We start from the raw sequence: 20,429 nt of genomic DNA on the forward strand, positions 1-20,429 counted from the left end.
ACGGGTGGCTCTTTTTATATCAACGCTGCTCAGGGTTTAAAGACTTACCGCTGGACGGACATCCTCATCCTTCTCAGCAACGGTTTCCGTGCGAATAAAGAACCGAGCCAGCGCTGGCAACAGCCAGATAGCACCAAACATATTCCACAGGAACATAAAGGTCAGCAGCATGCCCATATCCGCCTGGAACTTGATCGGAGACAGGATCCAGGTGCATACACCAATCGCCAGAGTTACTCCGGTAAAGACAACTGCCTTACCTGTTGTACGCAGGGTTTCGTAATAAGCTTTCTGCAAACTCATGCCCTGCTTCAGGAAACTTTCCAGACGGGTAAATATATAGATACCGTAATCCACACCAATACCAACACCCAGTGCAATTACCGGCAGTGTCGCCACCTTAACGCCAATACCAAGGTGCACCATCAAGGCCTGACACAACAGAGAAGTCAGAGCCAGAGGCACAATAATGCAGATAACAGCGCGTACGGAGCGGAAAGTAATCAGTAGAAGCACACTCACTACTGAATAAACCCAAACCAACATCAGGTTTTGAGCAGAAGAGATAACTTCGTTAGTTGCCGCTTCAACACCAGAATTACCGGTCGCCATCAGGAACTGGATATCGTCAGTATTGTTGGAAGCAGCAAACACTTTAGTTGCCTCAACCACACGCTCAAGGGTTTCGGCCTTGTGATCTTCCAGGAACAGCAGCACTGGAGCGAGACTGCAATCATCGTTGTACAGCTGCTTGGCTGTACCGTTACTGATCGCATTGTTCAGTACATACTGGTTACGAGAAAGTGTCTGCCATTGAGGGTTACCCTCATTCAGGCCGCGAATAACCTGCTTGGCAACCGTCACCATAGATACAGCATCCTGAACGCCCTGAACCTGTGACATATGCCACATGTACTTATCAATAGCGTTCATCACTTCATAGCTGGAACACATCTCTGTACCAGTCTGAACCATAGTGACAAAGGTATCAGCACTGGTGGAGTAGTTACCGGTAATAAAGGCGTTATCCAAGTTGTAGCGAGAATCAGCACGCAGCTCTGGAGCACCAGGATCAAGGTCACCAATTTTCAACTCTGACTTCATCATCATGCCGTAGCCAAAACCAGCCAGAGCCAGAACAATGGAAACAGGAGCAACATAGGGGTGAGAGAACTTGGAAATTAACGACCAGAAAGGAGAATGCTTCTCGCTTTCGTCACCACGCTCACGAACACTCTTGCTCACACCAACCCAGGACATCAACACAGGAAGAAGAACAAGGTTAGTCAGAATAATAACCGCCACACCCAAGCTGGCCGCAATAGCCAGATCCTGAATAACGTCAATTTCAATAACCAGCAGGGTCAGGAAACCAATCGCATCGGAAATCAAGGCCAGCATACCGGGAATATACAAAGCCCGGAATGTCAAACGAGCAGCCTTGAGAGAACTCGCCCCCTTAGACGACTCAATACCAATATTGTTGATAATCTGTACACCGTGGCTAACACCAATGGCGAAAACCAGGAAAGGCACCAATACAGAATAAAGATCCAGCGCAAAACCTAATGCAGAAAGCAAACCAAGCTGCCATACCACAGCAATCAAGGAGCAGACGATCGGAACAATGGTCGACTTGAGGCAACGTGAATACAGAAACAGCAGTACAGCAGTAATACCAAGGGCCATCAGGAAGAAAATGCCGATCGCCTGAACACCTTCAAACAGATCACCAACAATTTTGGCAAAACCAATAATGTGAAGGTTAACACCCTGATCCGCATAACGGCTGCGCATATCTTCAAGTGCTGTGGAGAGTGCAGAGTAATCCAGCTTCTCGCCGGTTTCCGGATTCAGCTCAAACAGTGGAAACTCAACAATGCTGGATTTGAAGTCGTTGGACACCAGGCGACCAACTGTTCCAGAGCGAAGAATATTAGTTTGCAACTCTTCAAGACTGTGATCACTGCCATCATAGGTTTGAGGAATAACAGGGCCACCCTCAAAACCTTCTTCTGTCACCATCAACCAGCGAACATTCGGTGTCCAGAGAGATTTCAGCGAAGCACGGTCAACACCCGGCAGATAGAAAACCTCATCGGTAATACTCTGCAGGGCTTTCATATATTCAGCATTGAATATATCACCATCTTGTGGAGCAACAGCGATACGCAGAGAGTTGGCACTACCCATATCATCTCTGCGTTCAAGCCAGTTCATAATGAACGGGTGCTTGAGAGGGATCATTTTCTCAAAGCTGGCATCAACGCGAAGACCTGTGAGCTTCCAGCTAAGGAAAATAGAAGCGAGAATAAAAAAGGCCAGTACTGGCAAGCGATTGTTAAAGAACACTCGCTCCAGCAGCGGCTCTGATGAATGATGCTTACTCATAAATTAAATCCGCTTGTTCTTATTGACCCAGAATCCCGGGACTTACCCGCTTAATACCGTTATCACCGGTCACTACATACATATTGTCACGAGCCAGCACAATACCTGTTAATGCAGCGCGGTCAGACTGGTTAGCAACCAGACTGTCATCACCATCGTTTAATGCAAAGGTGCCGCTGCTACCAACAAGAAGTGGTTGATTGCCGGTCAGCACAACAGCGCTGTAAAGAGACTGATCAGTACCGGTATCCAGTTCCGCCCAGGTTTTACCACTATCAGTGGTGATAAATGCATTGCCTCGCAAACCATAGGCAACAGCTGCATTTAACTGTTCCAAAGGTTGAACACCAAAGAAAGAACCTTCATAGGGACTTTCCAGAGTTTCCCAATCCTTACCACCGTCTGTAGAGCGATAAAGAGTGCCCGCCTCTCCAGCAATAACCAGTGTGCCATCTTTCAAGCGAGTCATAGCATTGAAATGAAATTCATCTTCGTTATCGATAGAGTCGCGACGGTCATGCCAGGTTTTACCGCCATCTGTCGTCTGAACCAGGTAACCGTAAGCGCCAATGGCAAAACCGTTGTTATTGTCTGTAAAGAAAACGTCTAGCAGAGGTACTTCTGCTTCTTTATCCTGATAAACACGCTTCCAGCTCTGGCCACCATCCTGGGACTTAAACACTTCTGCATCATGACCAACGGCATAACCTGTGTCGTCGGAAGGAAAATCAACGGCTGTGAGGAGAACATCTGAAGGGGTTTGAGTCTGCTTCCACTCCTTCCCCATATCATCAGACCACAGCACATAGCCACGGTCACCGACCGCAACCAGTCGCTGACTTGAGCCAACACGCTCAATATCATTAAACAAAGAGGAAAGAACTTTTTCAGATGCTGGTTCTGCGGCTGCTACTCCCCCCGAAAAAGCCACTCCCAATGCCAGTAGGCCTGAACACGCTGAAAGCACGAATGAGGGAAACTTCATAGCCAACCCTGTGTGATTATTATTGTTGATTCTGAAACTGGCGCCCTAGGAAAGGACGCCAGCGAAGGACAACTCAAGCATTAACGCTCAGATTATCGACGACCGCGACGACGCAGTGCGGATGGCTTGAAGTATTTCTCAGAAGGAATGGCCTTGCTGTAATCCAGGAAGGTTTCTTCTTCGTTCGCCAGACCCTGCACATGGTAACGACGTGACTGCAGATCATGGAAAACATCCAGAGTCGTCCAGGTAGTGGGCAGATCGTAGATGTTAGTCAGGTAAGCCATACTTACGCGCCACAGGTCACCACGACCATCGTATTGATCGACAACCGCTGCGCCCCAGCTATCTTCATCAAGGTGGATGACACGCTTAGAGTAGATATGACGCTTGCCTTTCTTAAGATTACCTTCGATAACCCAAACACGGTGCTTTTCGTAGCGGGTGTACTTAGGATTCACGTGGCCAGGGTCGAGGATATCGTCGTACTTCACCTCATCGCTGATCAACTCGTAGTTGTTGTACGGAATATAAACTTCTTTCTTGCCAACCAGTTTCCAGTCATAACGATCGGGAGCACCGTTATACATATCGGTATCGTCAGCAGTACGCAGGCCATCTGCAGCAGCGATTGGCGTATCGTAAGCCAGGTTTGGTGCACGGCGCACACGACGCTGACCGGCGTTATAACCCCAGGCTTTACGTGGCTGTTTGATCTGATCAAGAGTTTCGTGAACCAGGATCGCTCCACCAGCCAGACGAGCTGGAGCCTTGGTGAATGACAGGTAGTAGAAGATGATATTCTTCAGGTCTTTCTCGGACAGTTCAGGGTTGTTGTACTTGAGGTACACTTCCTGCTGGGAGGTTACCAGTGAATAGCTACCATTACGCTGTACAGCCACTTCGGATGCACGGCGAACCAGGTACTCACCACGGTAACGAACAATATGGTTCCAGAGTGCTTCTAAACCGCTCTTGGGAATTGGAAATGGATAGGCATCCATTGCACCTTCAAAGCCATTACCACCTTTCAACAAGGTTGCTGTTGTCGCAGCCTTTTTAGTGTTGGCGTAAATCCGCTCAGGGTATTTAGCATTTCGGCGGGTTTGGTAAACCGGCATTTTGAACGTATCAGGATACGCTTTAAACAGAGCAATCTGGCCAGCGGTCAGATTATCTTTGTATTTATCGAGATTAGCCGCCGTAATCGTAAACAGTGGCTTATCGTTAGGATAAGGGTTAGCCAGGTGCTTGCCTGGACCCTTGTAGTCGGCAGGAATATCCGCATCAGTGAATGGCTTCCACTCTGGAATACTGCCATCCGCATTCCCCTTAAGCTCAGCACCAATCGGTGTTAACTCTTTACCCAGCTTACCGGCTTCGGCGATAGACACTTTCGCCGCCACCGGACCGGCACACATCATAAGTGCAGCCAGACTGGCAATCAGTGTTCTTTTTGTTCTCATATTTCTTATTCTCACTTAGCCCTGTTATCGCGAAACATTGTTGTCAGAAACCGTTATGACAACACATTGTAGCGGTAAAAATCTGAGCAAAAAGTAAACATTTAAAAGGTTAATAATAAAGGGGCTGGCTGATGCCAGCCCCCGTTTCAGAGCAACAACCAACAATTAGAAGGAGTACTTCACACCGATGGCAATGTTGTCACGGTCACGGGAACCGTAAGTGCTTGGACCAGTAAACTCGGTGTACTGGATCTCAGCTTCCATATCCAGATACTGCGCGGTCATACCCACAGTCATGGAGTTAGCCCCTTCCAGGAAGTTACCTGTACGGTGGGAGTTACCCTTGATGTCCTGACTCCACTTCAGGTAAGGGTTCAGAGTGACACCAGCGTAGACATCGTTCCAGGTACCAGCCAGTACAGCGCTGTAGCCCCAGGCATTTTTGGAGACTTGGTCGTCTTCGTTGCACTCGCCTTCATCGAAGGAGCCGTATTCGCAGTCACCGCGGCCTGCATATTTACGCACCTGATCAACATTCCGAGTTTCTGAATTATAAGCGGTATAGCTCAGATCAGATCCTCGCAAATGCTCAGAGGCAACTTCTACGATACCAAACAGCGAATCAAAGCTGAGTACAGGTCCAAAGTTGTGAATAGCAGACAATGAGAGGTTATAGGATTCAACCCGCTCATAATTGTCCAAAGTTCTCAGCTGCCCATAATTGATATCCTGACCTGCGACCTGAGCATTACCTCCAGAAGATAAAGTAGTCGCTTGTAGAAGAACATCACCAATAAGATCATCTGTTGCTGATATCGTGACAGGCATATTAGGGCGGTATGCAATCTCACCAGCAAATGAAGTATTTCCATATGTAGTGCTAAATGAGAAGCCATACATACGAATATCTTCAAGGTACTTACGATTACCGGTCAAACTATTACCAAGATCAACTGCGGTAATACCACCGGCAGAATTAACAAGGGTCTGCTGCCCAGCATCCAGAGGTTGACCTGCAGCAGCAAGACCTAGTGCCGTTTGAACATCTGCAGCTGTATAGGAACTACCCAGGAGCCCATTTACACCTGTCGCGACAGTTTGAAATACATTTGCAAGTGTGGCACTGCCGTTCGTACCCTGACCTGTAAATCCGTAATAACCATCATCGACACTTGCAAAAATAACAGGCTCTTTGTTGTGGTAATTAACGAAATAAAAGCCAAACTCAGTATCATTCAGCTCTTCTGCTACGTAGCGGAAAGAAATACCAAACTGTCCGTCATCTTTAGCATTAATATCAGAACCGATAGATGCAACCTTAAAAGCATCTTGCTCAAAATACTGTTGACTCAACCCTAAGCCGCTACCATTAGGGCCTAATCCTACCGGAGCCTGCATCAATGCTTTAAAACCTGTTAAACCAGCAGGCGTTTTATTGTACGCAGTGTGACCACCTTCCGAAAACAAATCTGTTTCCGCGAAGTAAGTACCGACCGGATCAATCTGAGTTTTGCGGAAGTTGTACTGATAGAATGCATCCATAGACAGGTTATCAGTCAGACCAACACTCAATGCGAAAGTCTCAACTGGAATCAGAGCTTCTTTCAGCTCGGAACCTGGCAAACGGAACTTGGCGGCATCAATCGGGTTGGTTGTATTCACACCATTACGGTAGAAAATACCTTCACCCCAGCTCAGCACCTGCTTGCCTAAACGGGCATCAACCGGGCGATCCATTATATCCCAGCTGCCGTAGATATAGGCATCAAGAAGCTGGGCATCTTTACCGGAAATATCTTTGGCATCGTTGGTGAAACGGTTATTTGGCTTAGAGCCATTCATACCTGCCTGGCTTGGCTGGCTTGCGTGCCAAGATTCTTCACCGAAGTTTGTCTTGCCACTTAATTCGGAATCATAAAAAGCCGTACCACGGGCAAACAGACCGTAGTTTTCGTAGTTCAGCTCCAGATCGGAAGTGATTTTATAAACCTGTGAAACAATACCAGTGTCGTAGTTACGGTTACCGTCGTTACCGTTAACACCGTCGTTATTCTTGTCCTGACCTTGCACACGCCACATAGCGCCATAGGAAACAGTAGAATCAAGGGAACCAGAAACATCGCCATCCATCAGGTCGAACTCAACGGCCTGAACCGGAGCCACAGCCAGAATACTAGCTAAGGCAAACCCAGCGCGAGCCGGTGCAATATGCATGGGAGTAGAAACAGAAATCCTGCGCAGTTTCATTATTATTATCACCTTGTGGCGTTGTTATTTTTAGTGCCCGTGAGGATTAAAGTGAGCAACAGCTTCCCCCCTGCGGCTTCACCGTGATTGACTTCTTTGACCATCAAGTTTCGGGCTGGGGTCAATTTATCCTGATTTTTCGGTTTTGTATAGCCTTTATAGGTATTTCGACGTACAAATTCGTGATGTTTTATACACGACACAAACCATAAAAAAACCGGCCTGTTCAGCCGGTTTCTTTCGTCAATATAGTTGGCACTTTATGCCAGAGACTTACTCACCACTTCAAAGATATCGGCAGAAAGATCATGGCTCTGAATGCGCTTAAGAGCTTTCTGCATCAGCTCCCTACGCTTTTCATCATAACGCTTCCAGCGCGTCATCGGATTGATCAGCCTTGCTGCCAACTGAGGGTTCAACGTATCCACACGAATAACCTCATCGGCCAGGAATTCATAACCTGATCCAGACAAGTCATGGAAGTTCACTAAATTACGGCCACAGAACACAGAAACAACAGAGCGCATTTTGTTAGGGTTCTTTTTATCGAACGCCTTGTGCTCCATCAGCTCTTTGATCTTTTCCAGCTTACCCGTGCGTGGACTACCCGCCTGAGCAGCAAACCACATATCCATCACATTGTTGTCGCCGATCCACTTCTCAGCGAATTCAGCCAGAGCTTTTCCCACTATTGGCGCAGCACTTTCATGAGTCGCGTGAATCAGGCAGTTTAACGCGGCCATGGTGTCAGTCATATTGGTGGCTGCAGCGTACTGACTCTTGGCCAGCTCAACACCCACAACATCATCCAGCTCAACCAGATAAGCCATACAGGTATTTTTGAGCACTCGCTCAGCAATATCTTCAGCTTCCGGGCGATAAAGTTTTTCGATGTTGAGACGCTGGTAGGTTGCCAATAACTGATCTTGCAGCCCAACGGCTACCTGCTGCTTCACAAACTCCCGCGCCCGATGGATAGCATCAACGTCAATCACATCCATCTGCTCAGCCAGATAAGTTTCTGATGGCAGGTTCAACATTTCGGCCACCATTGCCTTATCAAGAGACGTGTCAGACAACACTTGACGATAAGCATTGATCAGACTTTCATCGACAACCAGCTCTCTCCCTTCCTGAACAGCAGCAACCAACTCCAGCAAAACATCAATAGCCAAACGCTGACAACTGTCCCACCGATTAAAGCCGTCTTCATCATTACTCATAAGGAAGATCAGCTCTTCACGGCTGTAGTCATAGTTCAGACGAACCGGAGCAGAGAAACCACGTAGCAAAGACGGCAGAGGACGCTCATCCATACCGGTAAAGACAAAAGTCTGTTCTTCGTCTTTAAGATCAAGGATCAGAGTTGTTTTTCCTTCTGAGGTAACCGGCATGGGTTCCCCTTCGCCATCCAACAGGCCGACTTCTACTGGAATATGGAAAGGCAGTTTTGTTTTTTGCCCTGGAGTGGCCGGGCAGCTCTGGCGAATAGTGAGGCGATATTCCTGCTTCTCTTCATCATAGTCGTCGGTCACATCCAGCACCGGTGTACCAGCCTGAGAGTACCAGCGCTTGAACTGGGTGAGGTCAACGCCATTGGCATCTTCCATAGCCGTTACAAAGTCTTCTGTTGTAACGGCCTGACCATCATGACGATCAAAGTACAGATCAGTACCTTTGCGGAAACCGTCTTTGCCGACAATGTTATGAATCATCCGCACAACTTCCGCGCCCTTCTCATAAACCGTCAGGGTGTAGAAGTTGTTAATTTCAATGAAGGAATCCGGGCGAATGGGATGAGCCATTGGGCCAGCATCTTCGACAAACTGATGGCTACGCAGCAGGTTGACATCTTCCACACGCTTCACTGTGCGAGAGTTCATATCCGCAGAGAACTCGGCATCCCGGAAAACAGTAAAACCTTCTTTCAAGCTCAGCTGGAACCAGTCGCGGCAGGTCACTCGGTTACCAGACCAGTTGTGGAAATATTCGTGGGCTACAATCGCCTCTATACGCTGGAAGGCGGCATCAGTAGCAGTATCCTGACGAGCCAGCACAGCAGAGGAATTAAAGATATTAAGACCTTTATTCTCCATTGCTCCCATATTAAAGTCATCTACCGCCACGATCATAAAGATATCGAGATCGTATTCCCGGCCATACACGTCCTCATCCCATTTCATGGATTTTTTGAGAGAGCGCATAGCGTGATCACACTTGGTGATATTGTGGGATTCGGTAAAGATCTGCAGAGTGACTTCCCGGCCGCTCATAGTCGTGAATTTATCTTCAATAAAATCCAGGTTGCCGGCCACCAGCGCGAACAAGTAAGCGGGCTTTTTAAACGGATCGTTCCAGGTCACCAGATGACGGCCATTATCCAAATCCTGACGATCAACAGCATTGCCGTTAGAAAGCAGAACAGGATATTTTTCTTTGTCGGCAATCACCGTGGTGGTGAATACAGACATCACATCCGGGCGATCCAGATAGTAGGTAATCTTGCGGAAGCCTTCGGCTTCACACTGGGTACAGTACATACTGCTGGAACGGTACAAGCCCTCAAGAGAGGTATTTTCCTGGGGCTTGATGCGGGTCACGATAGTGGTTTCAAACCTGTCGGATTTTGGCTGCAGTACCAATTGTTCCTTATCAACCTGATACTGGTCCGCAGGAATCACCTCACCATCAATAGCAACACTGACCAGTTCCATCTCCTGACCATGCAGAGGTAGAGGTGGCAGAGTGTCGTGCTGCCTGGAATCGTTCAAATGAAAGTTCAGAGTCGACGTGACCAGCGTCGATTCTTCACCGAGTTCAAAAGTCAGCGCGGAGGTATCTATCCAATAGTCAGGCTGCTGATAATCTTTTAGATAGATAGCCCGGGGTTGCGCGTCTTTCATGCTCTCTCCTTAACGCCAAATGCAAAACTTGTGGCTTTGCATTTGACTCATGTCACTTTTAGTGAATCGCTACCGCCAGTTCATAAGCGGTGTATTTGCGGATGTTGATTACGCCGGTATCGAAAATCAGATACTGACCCTTGATGCCCATCAGAACACCTTCCGCAACAGGGTTCTTATCAAGGTTGAACGAGGTTACTTTGGTTGGATACTCAGTAACAGGATAGTGAATATTTACAGGCGCTACATCGCTCACCGGTTGAACCGCCTGCAAACCATGCTCCTGCAATAAGGAATCAATACCATCGGCATACTTATCCAGCAGCAGCTCACGCTCCTGTTCAAGATCGATCTCTGCCGCCTGCCCTTTCAACATAGCGCGCCAGTTGGTTCTGTCATTGACATCTTGACGCAGCATATCTTCAACAAACCCCGACAACTGCCTGGTAGCCACGCGCAGAATGGGTAAAGCCTGAACCGCACCCTGGTCAATCCAACGGGTAGGAACCTGATTGGCACGGGTAATGCCAACCTTTAACCCAGACGAGTTAGCAAGATAAACAACGTGCCCGGTCATACAGAACTTTTCGCCCCACTCTGGCTCACGGCAGGTGCCATTGTGATAGTGGCATTTCTCCGGGCTCATTATGCAGCTGTCACAGCAAGCCAGCTTTTGAAAACAAGGCCAGCAAAAACCCTGGCTAAAACTCTTTTTGGTTTTGCGATTACAATGGGTACAGAAAATATTACCGGTATGCTCCAAGCGCATTTTTCTACCCAGAACATCATTCAGGGAAACACTCTCATCACCCACTGGTAATCGGTAAGAAACTGGCTGGCCGTTTTCGCCCAGCTCGGTATGCATTTTGGAGACTGTTCCGGTCAGTTCAATTGTGTCATTCACGGCAGTGGACATCAGGCATCCTGAAAACGAAGAATGGTTGGCTCAGTTTCCTGTTTTTGTTCTGAGCTTTTACAGGTCTGAGGCATATAACCAATACGCTGCTCTTCTGGCAGGTTGCGGGCTTCCCAGGCCAGCACAGCTTGCAAGCTCTGCTCCCGTTGCTCCTGAGTTAAAACACGACCATCAGGCCACTTCCCCAGTTCAACAGCGCGCTTCATACTGGCAACAATTTCTGGTGTCAGGGTGGACAACAGCTGTTCAAAATCCATGATTACCCCCTTTTTGAATTATCCTGCCTTTCTACCAGCAAATCGGTTGAACAGCCAGCCCGCGGCAACACCGGATAACAATCCTCCGGTATGAGCAGCGTTGGCAATCTTTCCAAACCCGAAAATATCCAGCATCCCAGTGGCACCGATCACCAGCCACAGCAACATAAACAGATAAATACCTGAAGGAACGCCATACAAACCCGGCTCCTGCTTTTCTCGAATCCAGCAGAAACCCAGCAGACCATAAATCACTCCCGACATGCCGCCAAATAGCGGATAACCATCCATAGCCACAAACTGAACAATGTTAGAAATCAGCCCGGCACCCAAGACCAGCAATATTAAGAACGGTGTTTTATGACGGCTTTCTATTCTGTAGCCAAAGTCCATCAGCCAAAGCATATTGAACAGGAAGTGGAAAATACCGAAATGAAGAAATATGGGAGAAACCAATCGCCAGAATTGCCCCTGCTCCAGCATCGCAGTCAAACTTGCGTAATGAATGTAACCACCAGCGATTCGATAATCTGCCATGGTAAACAGAGCAACCAGTGTTTCGTTACCCCCAAGTCGGGTGACAACAGCCACAACCAGGCAGCACAGCATAAACAGCAAAGTCGCCGGCATTTTCTTCCAGTTGGCCAGCGGCCCTGTTACCAGCCCGGCCGAGGACTTCCAGGACACTTTCACTTTGCCCAGCTGCAACATCCCGGCTTTCCATTCCTGATAGAATGACAATACCTGCGACATATGCTCAGGATGCTCTATCCAGAGCACCTGCCGCCCTCTTTTCTCGGTAATACGATGGGGAATACTCTGCTTCCAGAGAAAAGCCGAGAACGGTAGAAGATCATCTTCAGAAGGAAGGTCAAAAACCCGGATCATATCCATAAGTCCTGGATCAAAACTCTGTTAATACTGCGCCTCCAGAAAAGTCGGCGCAAAACAGAGCCAAAAGTAGTTCAATTCAGAAAAAGCAGTTCAATTCAGAAAAGCTCTGCCACCGTAGACAACAGCAGCAGAGAAAAAATCAGGTATCGAGACGGTTACCCCAGCCTAGCTTGGATCGGCAGACTTCGTAGTAATTATGATTAAGTGGGTGAATCAATCTCAATTTAAATGGTTTTTTGTGGATGGAGAGAGTATCTCCCGGTGCCGCCGTAATATGCACCTGACCATCACAGGAAAGCTGCGGGTAAGTGGGATTCTTGCGACCGATAACAATCTTGATTTCGCTATTACCATCAATCACCAGTGGACGACTGCTCAATGTATGGGGGAACATTGGCACCAGCACCAAAGCATCCAGACGGGGATGCATAATGGGCCCACCGCCAGACAGTGCATATGCGGTAGAACCTGTCGGCGTGGAAATAATCAAACCATCGGAGCGCTGACTGTAAACAAACTGTCCTTCAATAAACAGTTCAAATTCAATCATCCGTGTAGCCTTACCAGGATGCAGCACCACTTCATTTAACGCATCAGCATGACCTATAGGCTCGCCATTACGTTTCACTGTGGCTTCCAGAAGGAAACGGCTCTCGACAACATATTTACCATCAAGAACATCGCCCACCTGCTCTTCCAGATGATCTGGCTGAATGTCAGTCAGGAATCCCAGACTACCACGGTTAACACCAAGCACCGGAACATTGTGGCGCGCCAATGCCCGGGCTGCACCCAGAAGGCTGCCATCTCCGCCAATAACGATCACCAGATCACAGATCTCTCCCATCATCTTACGACTGCTGACCTGGAGGCCATGCCCGGGCAACAACTGCGCCATGGGCTCTTCAAGAATGACATGGAGATCCCGGGAAAGCAGAAAGCTTTTCAAGCGTTTAAGCGTGTCCACTACCTCAACACTGCCCTGACGCCCTATAACCCCTATATGTTTGAATTGTTCCATAAATGCCGGAAGTTTTTACGAGATTCCTGTTTGCCCAAGCCAAAGGGTGGCTGGAGATTATTACTCTTTATTATCGGCGAAGGTCAGGAAGCAAGTCCATTTGTCTTTTATCAACCACTGAAATTAAAGCACCAAAAAGCTCCCCAGGCGCCTAAGACCTAAGTACTACCTGCGACCAAAGGTCTATGGCAGCTCTCCCGGGCCCTGACAATACTTCAAACATAACAATACAAATTCAATTTGATTCCTACAGGGAGAGATCGCCATGTTATCACGCTCAGAGTCTATTCAGCATCCATTTGCCGACCCATTAAGGGTGAGCACACCTGAAGCAGCAACCGCTGAAAACACTTCACCAGTACAGCGTTTGTCCAACGTGGAGCCCATGACGCGAAAGTCAGATAACTCCGATGTTCCGGCTTTTAAAAAGCAGAAGCTGCTGGATGACTACAAAATCACCTGGAAAAAGAAAGTTAAGTTATTCCTCAAGCACACTTATCGTGGCGCGGTAAAAGGAGCCAAGATTGGTGGCATTACAGGACTTATCGGTGGAACAGTAACAGCCGCGTTTTCCATGCATATCGCAGCAATCCCTGCAGGCGTAATAGTTGGTCTTGCTGCCGGGACAGGCATTGGTGGAACGGTTGGCGCAATTAAAGGTATCAGGACTATTCGCAGCCTGACTCCACAAACGCTTCTACAGGATAAAATTAATGATGCAGCCGCGAATGTGAAGAAGGCTCAGATAGCTTATACGAAGGCCGCGAACCGCACTGATGGCCTGTTTCTGAAAGCACAGAAAAACATGGGCTTTGGTGTCGACTACCTTCAACCAACACTGTTAACCCATACCAGCGGGCTTGAAGAACACCTGGAGAAGAACATTACAGCCATGTCTGCTCTCGAAAACCCAAGCAAGAGAGATAAAAGTAAGCTGAAAGCTTTACAGAGCTTGAAGAAGCAGCTCGATAAGATGAATTCGCTTCTAGATAATTTGAAACAGGTAAAGATTGTTGAGAACAATCTGAGAAAAGATCTGGCGCTGATCTCAGAAAAGGTAAATGCTGACACTCCGATTTCGGAGACTGACAGCACCGCTTAAATCCAGCACATCACTGACAGCCGCCCCAACCTCCAGGGGCGGTTTTTGTTTCTACCCTCAAACAAACAACTTCAAGACAATGGGCATTAACAACAAACGGCAGTTAAACTCTTGTGAATATTAACGGGGGACACAGCATGCCAAAGACCATTGTAATTACCGGGGCAAACCGTGGTATAGGACTGGAATTTTGCCAACAGTACCTTGCAGCAGGGGAAACTGTTTTTGCCGTACTAAGAAGCAGTACACCATCTGGGCAGCTTCACACTCTCTCTGAGAAATACCCCGATACCCTCACCCTTATTACGGCGGATGTTACACAGCAGGAAGATTTACACCGGCTTCATAGGCAGCTTCAGGGACAACTCATAGATCTTCTAATTAACAATGCGGGTATTTACGGTGAGCGATTGCCCTTTGGTGAGGTCAATCAAGAGGAGTGGATGCGGGTTTTGCAGGTCAACACCATAGCTCCGTTGATGGTGACTCAAGCCCTGGTGGATTTGCTGCCCGCAGGTGCAAAGATCGCCCTGATCAGCAGCAAAATGGGTAGCATAAGCGATAACACCAGTGGCTGCAGCTATATCTACCGCTCCTCCAAAGCCGCGGTTAACGCTGTTGGCAAAAGCCTGTCCCATGATCTTGCAGACAAAGGCCTCTCTGTTGTTATCTGCCACCCTGGCTGGGTAAGAACCAATATGGGCGGCCCTGATGCGTTAATCGATACCCAGACATCAGTTACCGGTTTACGGAAAGTTATTGAAAACCTGAATGCAGAGAACTCAGGCCAGTTCTTCAACTACGATGGTTCGAACATCGATTGGTAATTAGCGAAGACGAAGCAGGCAGAGATGCCACTGCCTGCTAATGCTCCATTAGTTTAGTTCGCCAGATCTCGATAAATCGGGTACAAAACATTCTCTTCCAGCTCAATTCGTTCCCTCAAAGTCTGTCCTATTGATGAAAAGCGCGCAGCAAAGTGATTATCTTTGTGGTCAAGACCCTTTGTTTTCGCTGCCTGGACAAACGAAGAAATTCTTTGACTGGTTTCATGCATGCGAACACTGATACTGGAGATTATCGTTTGTGAAAAAGGACACTCCGTCAGCCCCTTAATTAACTGGGGATACAGTTTTGAATCCTCAAGCACAAAGTGATTTTCCAGTTCTGTCAGAAATTGATCTAGCTGAACCTGCACATCAGCAGCTCTTCTCTGGATGCCTAAAGAAAGCTCAATATAATTTGCTAATAATTTTGTATGCTCTTTGGTAAGAACATCTGTCAATCGTTCATCGTAACCAGAAAAACCGGGATACACAGAGACGAACCCCATTGGCTCAATGGAAACACCATCAAAATAATTATTATTGGCACACTTCATCATCAACACCTCTGGTTTAGCCCACTATTATCTATAGTTCTAAACAGAAGGCATTCCACGAAACCAGATAAGTAATTGACGACAGATTCCAAATAAAAACGAAATTACGACTCACGCCAAGCCTTATTAAAAGAGTCCCTTAAAAGTTGAGTAAGATATTCCAATGCCGTACGGGTTCCCGTAGAAATCATAATATCTGCTGGCATTCCAGGCTGAAGGCTTTCCCTTGCAATCGATGAATTTCATCGACAGATACCTCTATCTGAACCAGATAGTAAGGCTCCTGTGTGGCATCATCGATCAGGCTATCTGCAGATAGCATAAATCACACGTCCATTTAACTGCGGTGTTGTTCGCTGAGGAAAAGCTGTTAGCTGTACCCGAGCAGGTTGACCAACATGCACCTCATCCACATCCATAGGATTCATACGAGCTTCAATGATGAGTGCATCATGCTCTGGCACTAATTCCATCAAGGTTTCGCCCGCTTTCACTACTCCGCCAACAGTATGGATCTGTCTATCAACGATGATCCCATCCGCAGGAGCCAAAACATCAAAGTGTTCCAACATATATCGAGAAGCCCCCACCCTTTCGGTGAGGTCATTAATCTGGGCAACAGTGCTGTTTAGATCACTGACCAATGCTTCCCGGCAATCCTGTTTCATTTGCAGAATTTCTAGCTGGGCCTCGGTGATACTGGTCTCCTCCCCTGCAATATCTGCCAGATATTCACTGACCTTCCCTTCAAGATCAGCTTCTTCTTTGAGAGATGCATTCACAGTCATTTTTTGAATGTAGCCCTGGTCCAGCAGTTTATTCAGCCCTACCAGCTCTTCCTGAACGACATTCAGACGTCTCCCACTGGCTTTACGGAGGCCTTGTAAGCCAACAATCTGCTCACCTATTTTTTCTATTCTCTGCTCAACTATTGATACTTTACCTTTATAAGACTGCTGCCGTTCATGAAACAACCGCGCCTGCAGCAATAACGCATCAGACAGGTGTACACGGGCACGCGCCTTCTCCTGCAGAGACTCCGGAAAACTCACTGCTGGATTATTCTCAATTTCAGCCTGAACCCGAACCTTTGTCGCCTGAGCATAAAACAGGCTGTCTTCGAGAGTAGCCAAACCAGCTTTAGCACGGATATCATCCAGACGAACAAGGACATCACCCTTTTTCACCACATCACCATTAGCAACCTGAATATCACCAACTCTTCCTGGTTGCAGGCTCTGTATGGCTTTACGTTGGCTATGCACTGTGACCTTTCCACTACTCAATACAGCACTATCCAAACTTGCCAGTGCTGACTGGCCAAGAAAACCAACAAACGTGGCCAGTACAACAGCTGTGCCAATCCAAATATAACGTGATGGTGCACTATAGGAATTACTCACAGTCATGCGATAACGTCCTTGCTTTGCTGCGATTCTCTGGTTGATTTCCGATTCCCATCGCCAAAATGCTCAATGCAACCCTTCTTGAGAACCAGAACCTTATCGACACAGTCAACTAATGCAGAACGATGAGTCACGATAACGACAGTTGCTTCCTGTCGCCTCAATTGTTCCAGCACATTAATCAGTGCAACCACTGCTGATCAAGATTGGCATCGGGTTCATCAAGCACCACCAGGCAAGGCTGTCCATAGATCGCCCTGGCCAAAGCAACACGTTGCTTTTGGCCACCGAAGAGGTGATAACCGTCGGTACCAATCACGGTTTCATACCCATCAGGCAACGACAGGATTAACTCATGAATATCTGCCTGCCGGGCAGCAGCTACCACAGCTTCAGCATCGACATTGCCAAACCTGACGATATTGTCGCTGATAGTTCCGGGGAACAGCTCAACATTCTGGAGCAAATAACCCATCCAGGGACCAAGTTCACTCCGACCCCAGCGGCTGACATCTCCACCATCAAGTCGCACCGCTCCGGATGATGGTTCCCATACCCCAGTCAATAGTCTTGCCAAAGTGCTTTTCCTTGAAGCGCTTTGCCCCGGCGGTCATCTGCTGGTTCAGCACCAGCGCATAACATCGCCACCTGCAAGGCTGGTCTGAGAAATTGCCCTAAAGCCTGAAAGTCCTCCCCAAGATCACTGGCATGGTGGTGACTCAAACCCGCCTGATAACGTTTTTCCTGCCAATGCCTGACCAGACCATCAGCCATCCCCATGGCACGGGCAACATCTACATTCGTCAAAGCCTGATCGGCAAAAGAACTGGCATGACCTCGTAATCTCGTGGCCGTGGTCAATGGACGTGAGTCACACGTTCCGACAACAACGCGACAGCTGCCAGAATAATGGCACCACAGGCTGCGATAATGCCGAGCACAGGATGAAGAAAACCAATAACAAGAAGATAAACCGGTAACCATGGTGCATCACACAGCGCAAGAAAGCCGCTCCCGCCGAGAAAACCTGATACCCGATCCATATCAGAAAGCTTCTGCTTGCCTTCCCGGTCACTCTTGCCTTGGAGGAGCTGAAGAAGAGGTTTTTCCAGAAAACCTTCCAGAAATCCAGCAAGCCTTACCAGCAGGCGGCTTCGAACCCATTCCAGTAGACTGGCCATAGCAACGAGCCCTACAGCGACAACGGTAAGGGCTATCAGCGTCGGCACGCTGCCTGCCGTTAAAACCCTGTCGTAAACCTGCAGCATATAAAGCGGTACCGTGAGCATCAGCAGATTCAGGAAAAAGCTGAAGCCAAGCACTGTCCCCACTCTGCTTGAGCGCTCTTAAGGCCGAAGGGTTATCATCATTCTGGTCAGTGAACACACGCAATATCCTTTTTCGCGATCCACAGCCATTCTGGCAGGCAAATATTTCAGAGATATGGCGAAACGATGATTGTCACACTAATCACAGAACCTGATTCGATGTTCTCCTGCCGCTCAGGCAATCACCCATGCATTTGTGTATACACTTTCTGGTTAAGGATGAATGATTACCGGGAGTGTAGCCATGTTAGGAACAGAAGGTGCTGGTCATTATGATCTGGTGGCACGAAATCTAGAAGCCTTTTCCAGAGCTGGCCGGTCAAAAGGACGTCTGAAGGTCAAAAACCAGAAGGGTCAAACAGTTGTCACTGTCGCACAGCGCTGGAGCCTGAAACTCTGGCTAAAAAACACACTTTTCAATCGGAAAGCTCATAGATCTCTTCATGAGCAGGCCCGGGAAACCCTTACCAGCCATACAGCCTCTCAGGATTTAAAACTGCGTTTGGTTTATGTCATTCAGGATGGAACATTCCCTTTTCTTTCCAAGCGGGAAAGACGTTCACTGTTCACTCTGGCATCAAGGCAAACCCCTCCTCTAACACAGCACTGGCCCTCTCCCCTTAACAGGCCTGATAACCTCTCTCCTGAACCCAGTGGTATCCCTCCCGTGGAAGAACGTCCCTTGCCGGATGACACCGACACCATTCATGTAAAACCGAAACAGTCTCTGATAGCGTTGGAACTCAAGCACGAACAATCCCTTGCAATGGCCAGAGAGGAAATGAATCGTTTAAAGGCCAAGTACCCATCGGTAAGTGTTTCTGATACCAAGCTGTATATGAGGGCCACTCAAAGCTGCGCCCTGCAAGATCCAGATTCTGTACAGGAATTCGAAGCATTTAACACTATGCTGGAGCAACACTTTACCAGCACTCAGCAAAAACGCCTGTATGACCAAACCGGAATCGATATAACAACCGAGCTTCTGAACAGTTTGAAGAACACTTACCTGATGAATTTCATCAAGTTCAGCAAGGGTACCTCGCAACTCCCAGAAACTATCCATTAATAGTTGCTTATGTAATGGATATGGAAAGAAGAGTCGATCAACAACACTCGGCGACTGGAGACAGACCGGATTATTTTACTGCCCAAAATCTTCACGTATTAGGCATATTTTCACCCCATTCACCCCTCTACAACAAGGTGATGGCTCGTCTGCAATCGGATATTCTCACCGGCCAGACTGGCCCAGCCTTTACTGCTGCGAAAGGTCTATTAACTCGCCTCAACATCCCACAATTAGAGCGAGATATAAATACTGCCCAACAACTCTGGCAAGACATGGCCAACCCTGACTTACCAGACACAGAAAGAACACAGCTGAGAAAGCAGAGGCAACAACTTCTCACTAGAATACAACCAAACCTGAAAATAGCAGCAGAAGCACGAGCCCATCTCCATACGGTCAACTCCACTGCTGGCCGGAAATGGGCTCCTGATGTTTTAAGGAGCCCATCACTTTGTGGCGAGGATGCCAGTAAAACCTATAAACAGCCACTGCTGTCCGGTTAAAAAAATCGAGAAAGGCGTGAGATGTCTGTCTTTAGTGGTTTGCGGTAAAATAGCGGTTGTCGAGACAGCTATTTCACAAAACAAAAAAGACAGACATGAAGCATCATAACAGCGTTTTCCAACAGTTACTCAAAACAATCCCACGTCACCAGTTTCAGAAGGTCGTTGATCGCCACAACGGGGATCATCGCATCAGGACTCTGTCATGCTGGACTCAGCTCGTTGCCATGATGTTTGCTCAACTGGCCAGCCGGGTTTCCATTCGGGATCTGGTTGAGAATTTTAATACCTGCCACAATCACCATTATCATTTGGGTGTCTCTCGCATAAAGCGTTCTTCATTGTCAGATGCTAACAGCACCCGGGCGGTTGGCATTTTCTCAGAAACCTTTTTCTTTCTATTACAAAAGGTCAGAAGCCATCTGCCTCGGGGAGCGGCCAGTGATATGGTTCGCCTGATTGATTCCACGACCATTGACTTAAATTTGAACCAGTTTGAGTGGGCGCATTTCCGAAAAACCAAAGGCGGCATAAAGCTTCATACGGTGTATGACCCG

General features: G+C 47.8%; 21 protein-coding genes. 5 read left to right on the forward strand and 16 right to left on the reverse strand.

What is annotated here, in order from left to right; translation table 11 throughout:
* Positions 1-36: 36 nt before the first annotated feature.
* The 9 genes from QMA35_RS05875 to QMA35_RS05915 all read right to left on the reverse strand — a co-directional run bounded on the left by QMA35_RS05875 (position 37) and on the right by QMA35_RS05915 (position 13,080).
* Positions 37-2,391 (reverse strand): MMPL family transporter, encoded by a 2,355-nt coding sequence (locus tag QMA35_RS05875; RefSeq protein WP_281646206.1) that lies wholly within the window; start codon positions 2,389-2,391, stop codon positions 37-39.
* 19 nt (positions 2,392-2,410) lie between these two features.
* Positions 2,411-3,376 (reverse strand): YCF48-related protein, encoded by a 966-nt coding sequence (locus tag QMA35_RS05880; protein WP_281646207.1) that lies wholly within the window; start codon positions 3,374-3,376, stop codon positions 2,411-2,413.
* Between the two features lie 92 nt (positions 3,377-3,468).
* A complete protein-coding gene (locus QMA35_RS05885; protein ID WP_281646208.1) occupies positions 3,469-4,842 on the reverse strand; it encodes a DUF1329 domain-containing protein in 1,374 nt (457 codons plus the stop codon).
* A gap of 165 nt (positions 4,843-5,007) precedes the next feature.
* Positions 5,008-7,089 (reverse strand): DUF1302 domain-containing protein, encoded by a 2,082-nt coding sequence (locus QMA35_RS05890; RefSeq protein ID WP_281646209.1) that lies wholly within the window; start codon positions 7,087-7,089, stop codon positions 5,008-5,010.
* Positions 7,090-7,349: 260 nt separating this feature from the next.
* Positions 7,350-9,992 (reverse strand): aminopeptidase N, encoded by a 2,643-nt coding sequence (pepN, locus tag QMA35_RS05895; protein ID WP_281646210.1) that lies wholly within the window; start codon positions 9,990-9,992, stop codon positions 7,350-7,352.
* Between the two features lie 58 nt (positions 9,993-10,050).
* On the reverse strand, positions 10,051-10,908 hold the full coding sequence (locus tag QMA35_RS05900; RefSeq protein WP_281646211.1) for a DUF2797 domain-containing protein: 858 nt from the start codon (positions 10,906-10,908) through the stop codon (positions 10,051-10,053).
* The gene (locus QMA35_RS05905) at positions 10,908-11,168 is read right to left on the reverse strand and encodes a DUF1315 family protein (protein WP_348650931.1); all 261 of its coding nucleotides are present in this window, start codon (positions 11,166-11,168) and stop codon (positions 10,908-10,910) included. The genes QMA35_RS05900 and QMA35_RS05905 overlap by 1 nt, the downstream gene beginning before the upstream one ends.
* Before the next feature lie 15 nt (positions 11,169-11,183).
* A complete protein-coding gene (locus tag QMA35_RS05910; RefSeq protein ID WP_281646213.1) occupies positions 11,184-12,053 on the reverse strand; it encodes a rhomboid family intramembrane serine protease in 870 nt (289 codons plus the stop codon).
* Positions 12,054-12,198: 145 nt separating this feature from the next.
* Positions 12,199-13,080 (reverse strand): NAD(+) kinase, encoded by an 882-nt coding sequence (locus QMA35_RS05915; RefSeq protein ID WP_281646214.1) that lies wholly within the window; start codon positions 13,078-13,080, stop codon positions 12,199-12,201.
* A 265-nt stretch (positions 13,081-13,345) separates the two neighbouring features.
* On the opposite strand from QMA35_RS05915, the gene QMA35_RS05920 reads away from it, so the two are divergent.
* Both QMA35_RS05920 and QMA35_RS05925 read left to right on the forward strand, forming a co-directional pair.
* Positions 13,346-14,182 (forward strand): hypothetical protein, encoded by an 837-nt coding sequence (locus tag QMA35_RS05920; RefSeq protein ID WP_281646215.1) that lies wholly within the window; start codon positions 13,346-13,348, stop codon positions 14,180-14,182.
* Between the two features lie 137 nt (positions 14,183-14,319).
* Positions 14,320-15,009 (forward strand): SDR family oxidoreductase, encoded by a 690-nt coding sequence (locus QMA35_RS05925; protein ID WP_281646216.1) that lies wholly within the window; start codon positions 14,320-14,322, stop codon positions 15,007-15,009.
* Between the two features lie 53 nt (positions 15,010-15,062).
* Here QMA35_RS05925 and QMA35_RS05930 read toward each other — a convergent pair whose 3' ends face one another.
* The 7 genes from QMA35_RS05930 to QMA35_RS05960 form a co-directional block, all read right to left on the reverse strand.
* A complete protein-coding gene (locus QMA35_RS05930; RefSeq protein WP_281646217.1) occupies positions 15,063-15,566 on the reverse strand; it encodes a hemerythrin domain-containing protein in 504 nt (167 codons plus the stop codon).
* A 184-nt stretch (positions 15,567-15,750) separates the two neighbouring features.
* Positions 15,751-15,885: a hypothetical protein gene (locus tag QMA35_RS05935; RefSeq protein WP_281646218.1), complete on the reverse strand. Its 135-nt coding sequence runs from the start codon at positions 15,883-15,885 to the stop codon at positions 15,751-15,753.
* A complete protein-coding gene (locus QMA35_RS05940) occupies positions 15,869-16,972 on the reverse strand; it encodes an HlyD family type I secretion periplasmic adaptor subunit (RefSeq protein ID WP_281646219.1) in 1,104 nt (367 codons plus the stop codon). Before QMA35_RS05940 ends, QMA35_RS05935 begins: the two co-directional genes overlap by 17 nt.
* Positions 16,969-17,163: a hypothetical protein gene (locus tag QMA35_RS05945; protein ID WP_281646220.1), complete on the reverse strand. Its 195-nt coding sequence runs from the start codon at positions 17,161-17,163 to the stop codon at positions 16,969-16,971. The genes QMA35_RS05940 and QMA35_RS05945 overlap by 4 nt, the downstream gene beginning before the upstream one ends.
* Positions 17,151-17,546: an ATP-binding cassette domain-containing protein gene (locus tag QMA35_RS05950; RefSeq protein WP_281646221.1), complete on the reverse strand. Its 396-nt coding sequence runs from the start codon at positions 17,544-17,546 to the stop codon at positions 17,151-17,153. Before QMA35_RS05950 ends, QMA35_RS05945 begins: the two co-directional genes overlap by 13 nt.
* Complete coding sequence (locus QMA35_RS05955; RefSeq protein WP_281646222.1) at positions 17,531-17,830, reverse strand: hypothetical protein; 300 nt, start codon at positions 17,828-17,830, stop codon at positions 17,531-17,533. Before QMA35_RS05955 ends, QMA35_RS05950 begins: the two co-directional genes overlap by 16 nt.
* On the reverse strand, positions 17,827-18,258 hold the full coding sequence (locus QMA35_RS05960; protein ID WP_281646223.1) for a hypothetical protein: 432 nt from the start codon (positions 18,256-18,258) through the stop codon (positions 17,827-17,829). Before QMA35_RS05960 ends, QMA35_RS05955 begins: the two co-directional genes overlap by 4 nt.
* 283 nt (positions 18,259-18,541) lie before the next feature.
* On the opposite strand from QMA35_RS05960, the gene QMA35_RS05965 reads away from it, so the two are divergent.
* From QMA35_RS05965 to QMA35_RS05975, 3 genes are all read left to right on the forward strand, one after another.
* Positions 18,542-19,366 carry a hypothetical protein gene (locus tag QMA35_RS05965; RefSeq protein ID WP_281646224.1) on the forward strand — a complete coding sequence of 275 codons (825 nt, stop codon included), beginning with the start codon at positions 18,542-18,544 and terminating at the stop codon, positions 19,364-19,366.
* 20 nt (positions 19,367-19,386) lie between these two features.
* The gene (locus tag QMA35_RS05970) at positions 19,387-19,872 is read left to right on the forward strand and encodes a hypothetical protein (RefSeq protein ID WP_281646225.1); all 486 of its coding nucleotides are present in this window, start codon (positions 19,387-19,389) and stop codon (positions 19,870-19,872) included.
* A 95-nt stretch (positions 19,873-19,967) separates the two neighbouring features.
* Positions 19,968-20,429: DUF4372 domain-containing protein (locus tag QMA35_RS05975; protein WP_281646226.1), on the forward strand; the 462-nt coding region annotated here is incomplete at its 3' end.

Source organism: Parendozoicomonas sp. Alg238-R29 (assembly GCF_947331445.1).
In the GTDB taxonomy this organism is placed as follows: domain Bacteria; phylum Pseudomonadota; class Gammaproteobacteria; order Pseudomonadales; family Endozoicomonadaceae; genus Sansalvadorimonas.

What these genes read in the sequence shown, in the direction of transcription:
- QMA35_RS05915 (WP_281646214.1), bottom strand. Translation starts at nt 13,080, where the DNA reads ATGGAACAATTCAAACATATAGGGGTTATAGGGCGTCAGGGCAGTGTT.
- QMA35_RS05885 (WP_281646208.1), bottom strand. Translation starts at nt 4,842, where the DNA reads ATGAGAACAAAAAGAACACTGATTGCCAGTCTGGCTGCACTTATGATG.
- QMA35_RS05930 (WP_281646217.1), bottom strand. Translation starts at nt 15,566, where the DNA reads ATGATGAAGTGTGCCAATAATAATTATTTTGATGGTGTTTCCATTGAG.
- pepN (WP_281646210.1), bottom strand. Translation starts at nt 9,992, where the DNA reads ATGAAAGACGCGCAACCCCGGGCTATCTATCTAAAAGATTATCAGCAG.
- QMA35_RS05970 (WP_281646225.1), top strand. Translation starts at nt 19,387, where the DNA reads ATGGAAAGAAGAGTCGATCAACAACACTCGGCGACTGGAGACAGACCG.
- QMA35_RS05965 (WP_281646224.1), top strand. Translation starts at nt 18,542, where the DNA reads ATGTTAGGAACAGAAGGTGCTGGTCATTATGATCTGGTGGCACGAAAT.
- QMA35_RS05890 (WP_281646209.1), bottom strand. Translation starts at nt 7,089, where the DNA reads ATGAAACTGCGCAGGATTTCTGTTTCTACTCCCATGCATATTGCACCG.
- QMA35_RS05900 (WP_281646211.1), bottom strand. Translation starts at nt 10,908, where the DNA reads ATGTCCACTGCCGTGAATGACACAATTGAACTGACCGGAACAGTCTCC.
- QMA35_RS05875 (WP_281646206.1), bottom strand. Translation starts at nt 2,391, where the DNA reads ATGAGTAAGCATCATTCATCAGAGCCGCTGCTGGAGCGAGTGTTCTTT.
- QMA35_RS05960 (WP_281646223.1), bottom strand. Translation starts at nt 18,258, where the DNA reads ATGCTCACGGTACCGCTTTATATGCTGCAGGTTTACGACAGGGTTTTA.
- QMA35_RS05925 (WP_281646216.1), top strand. Translation starts at nt 14,320, where the DNA reads ATGCCAAAGACCATTGTAATTACCGGGGCAAACCGTGGTATAGGACTG.
- QMA35_RS05880 (WP_281646207.1), bottom strand. Translation starts at nt 3,376, where the DNA reads ATGAAGTTTCCCTCATTCGTGCTTTCAGCGTGTTCAGGCCTACTGGCA.
- QMA35_RS05910 (WP_281646213.1), bottom strand. Translation starts at nt 12,053, where the DNA reads ATGATCCGGGTTTTTGACCTTCCTTCTGAAGATGATCTTCTACCGTTC.
- QMA35_RS05935 (WP_281646218.1), bottom strand. Translation starts at nt 15,885, where the DNA reads ATGCTATCTGCAGATAGCCTGATCGATGATGCCACACAGGAGCCTTAC.
- QMA35_RS05940 (WP_281646219.1), bottom strand. Translation starts at nt 16,972, where the DNA reads ATGACTGTGAGTAATTCCTATAGTGCACCATCACGTTATATTTGGATT.
- QMA35_RS05920 (WP_281646215.1), top strand. Translation starts at nt 13,346, where the DNA reads ATGTTATCACGCTCAGAGTCTATTCAGCATCCATTTGCCGACCCATTA.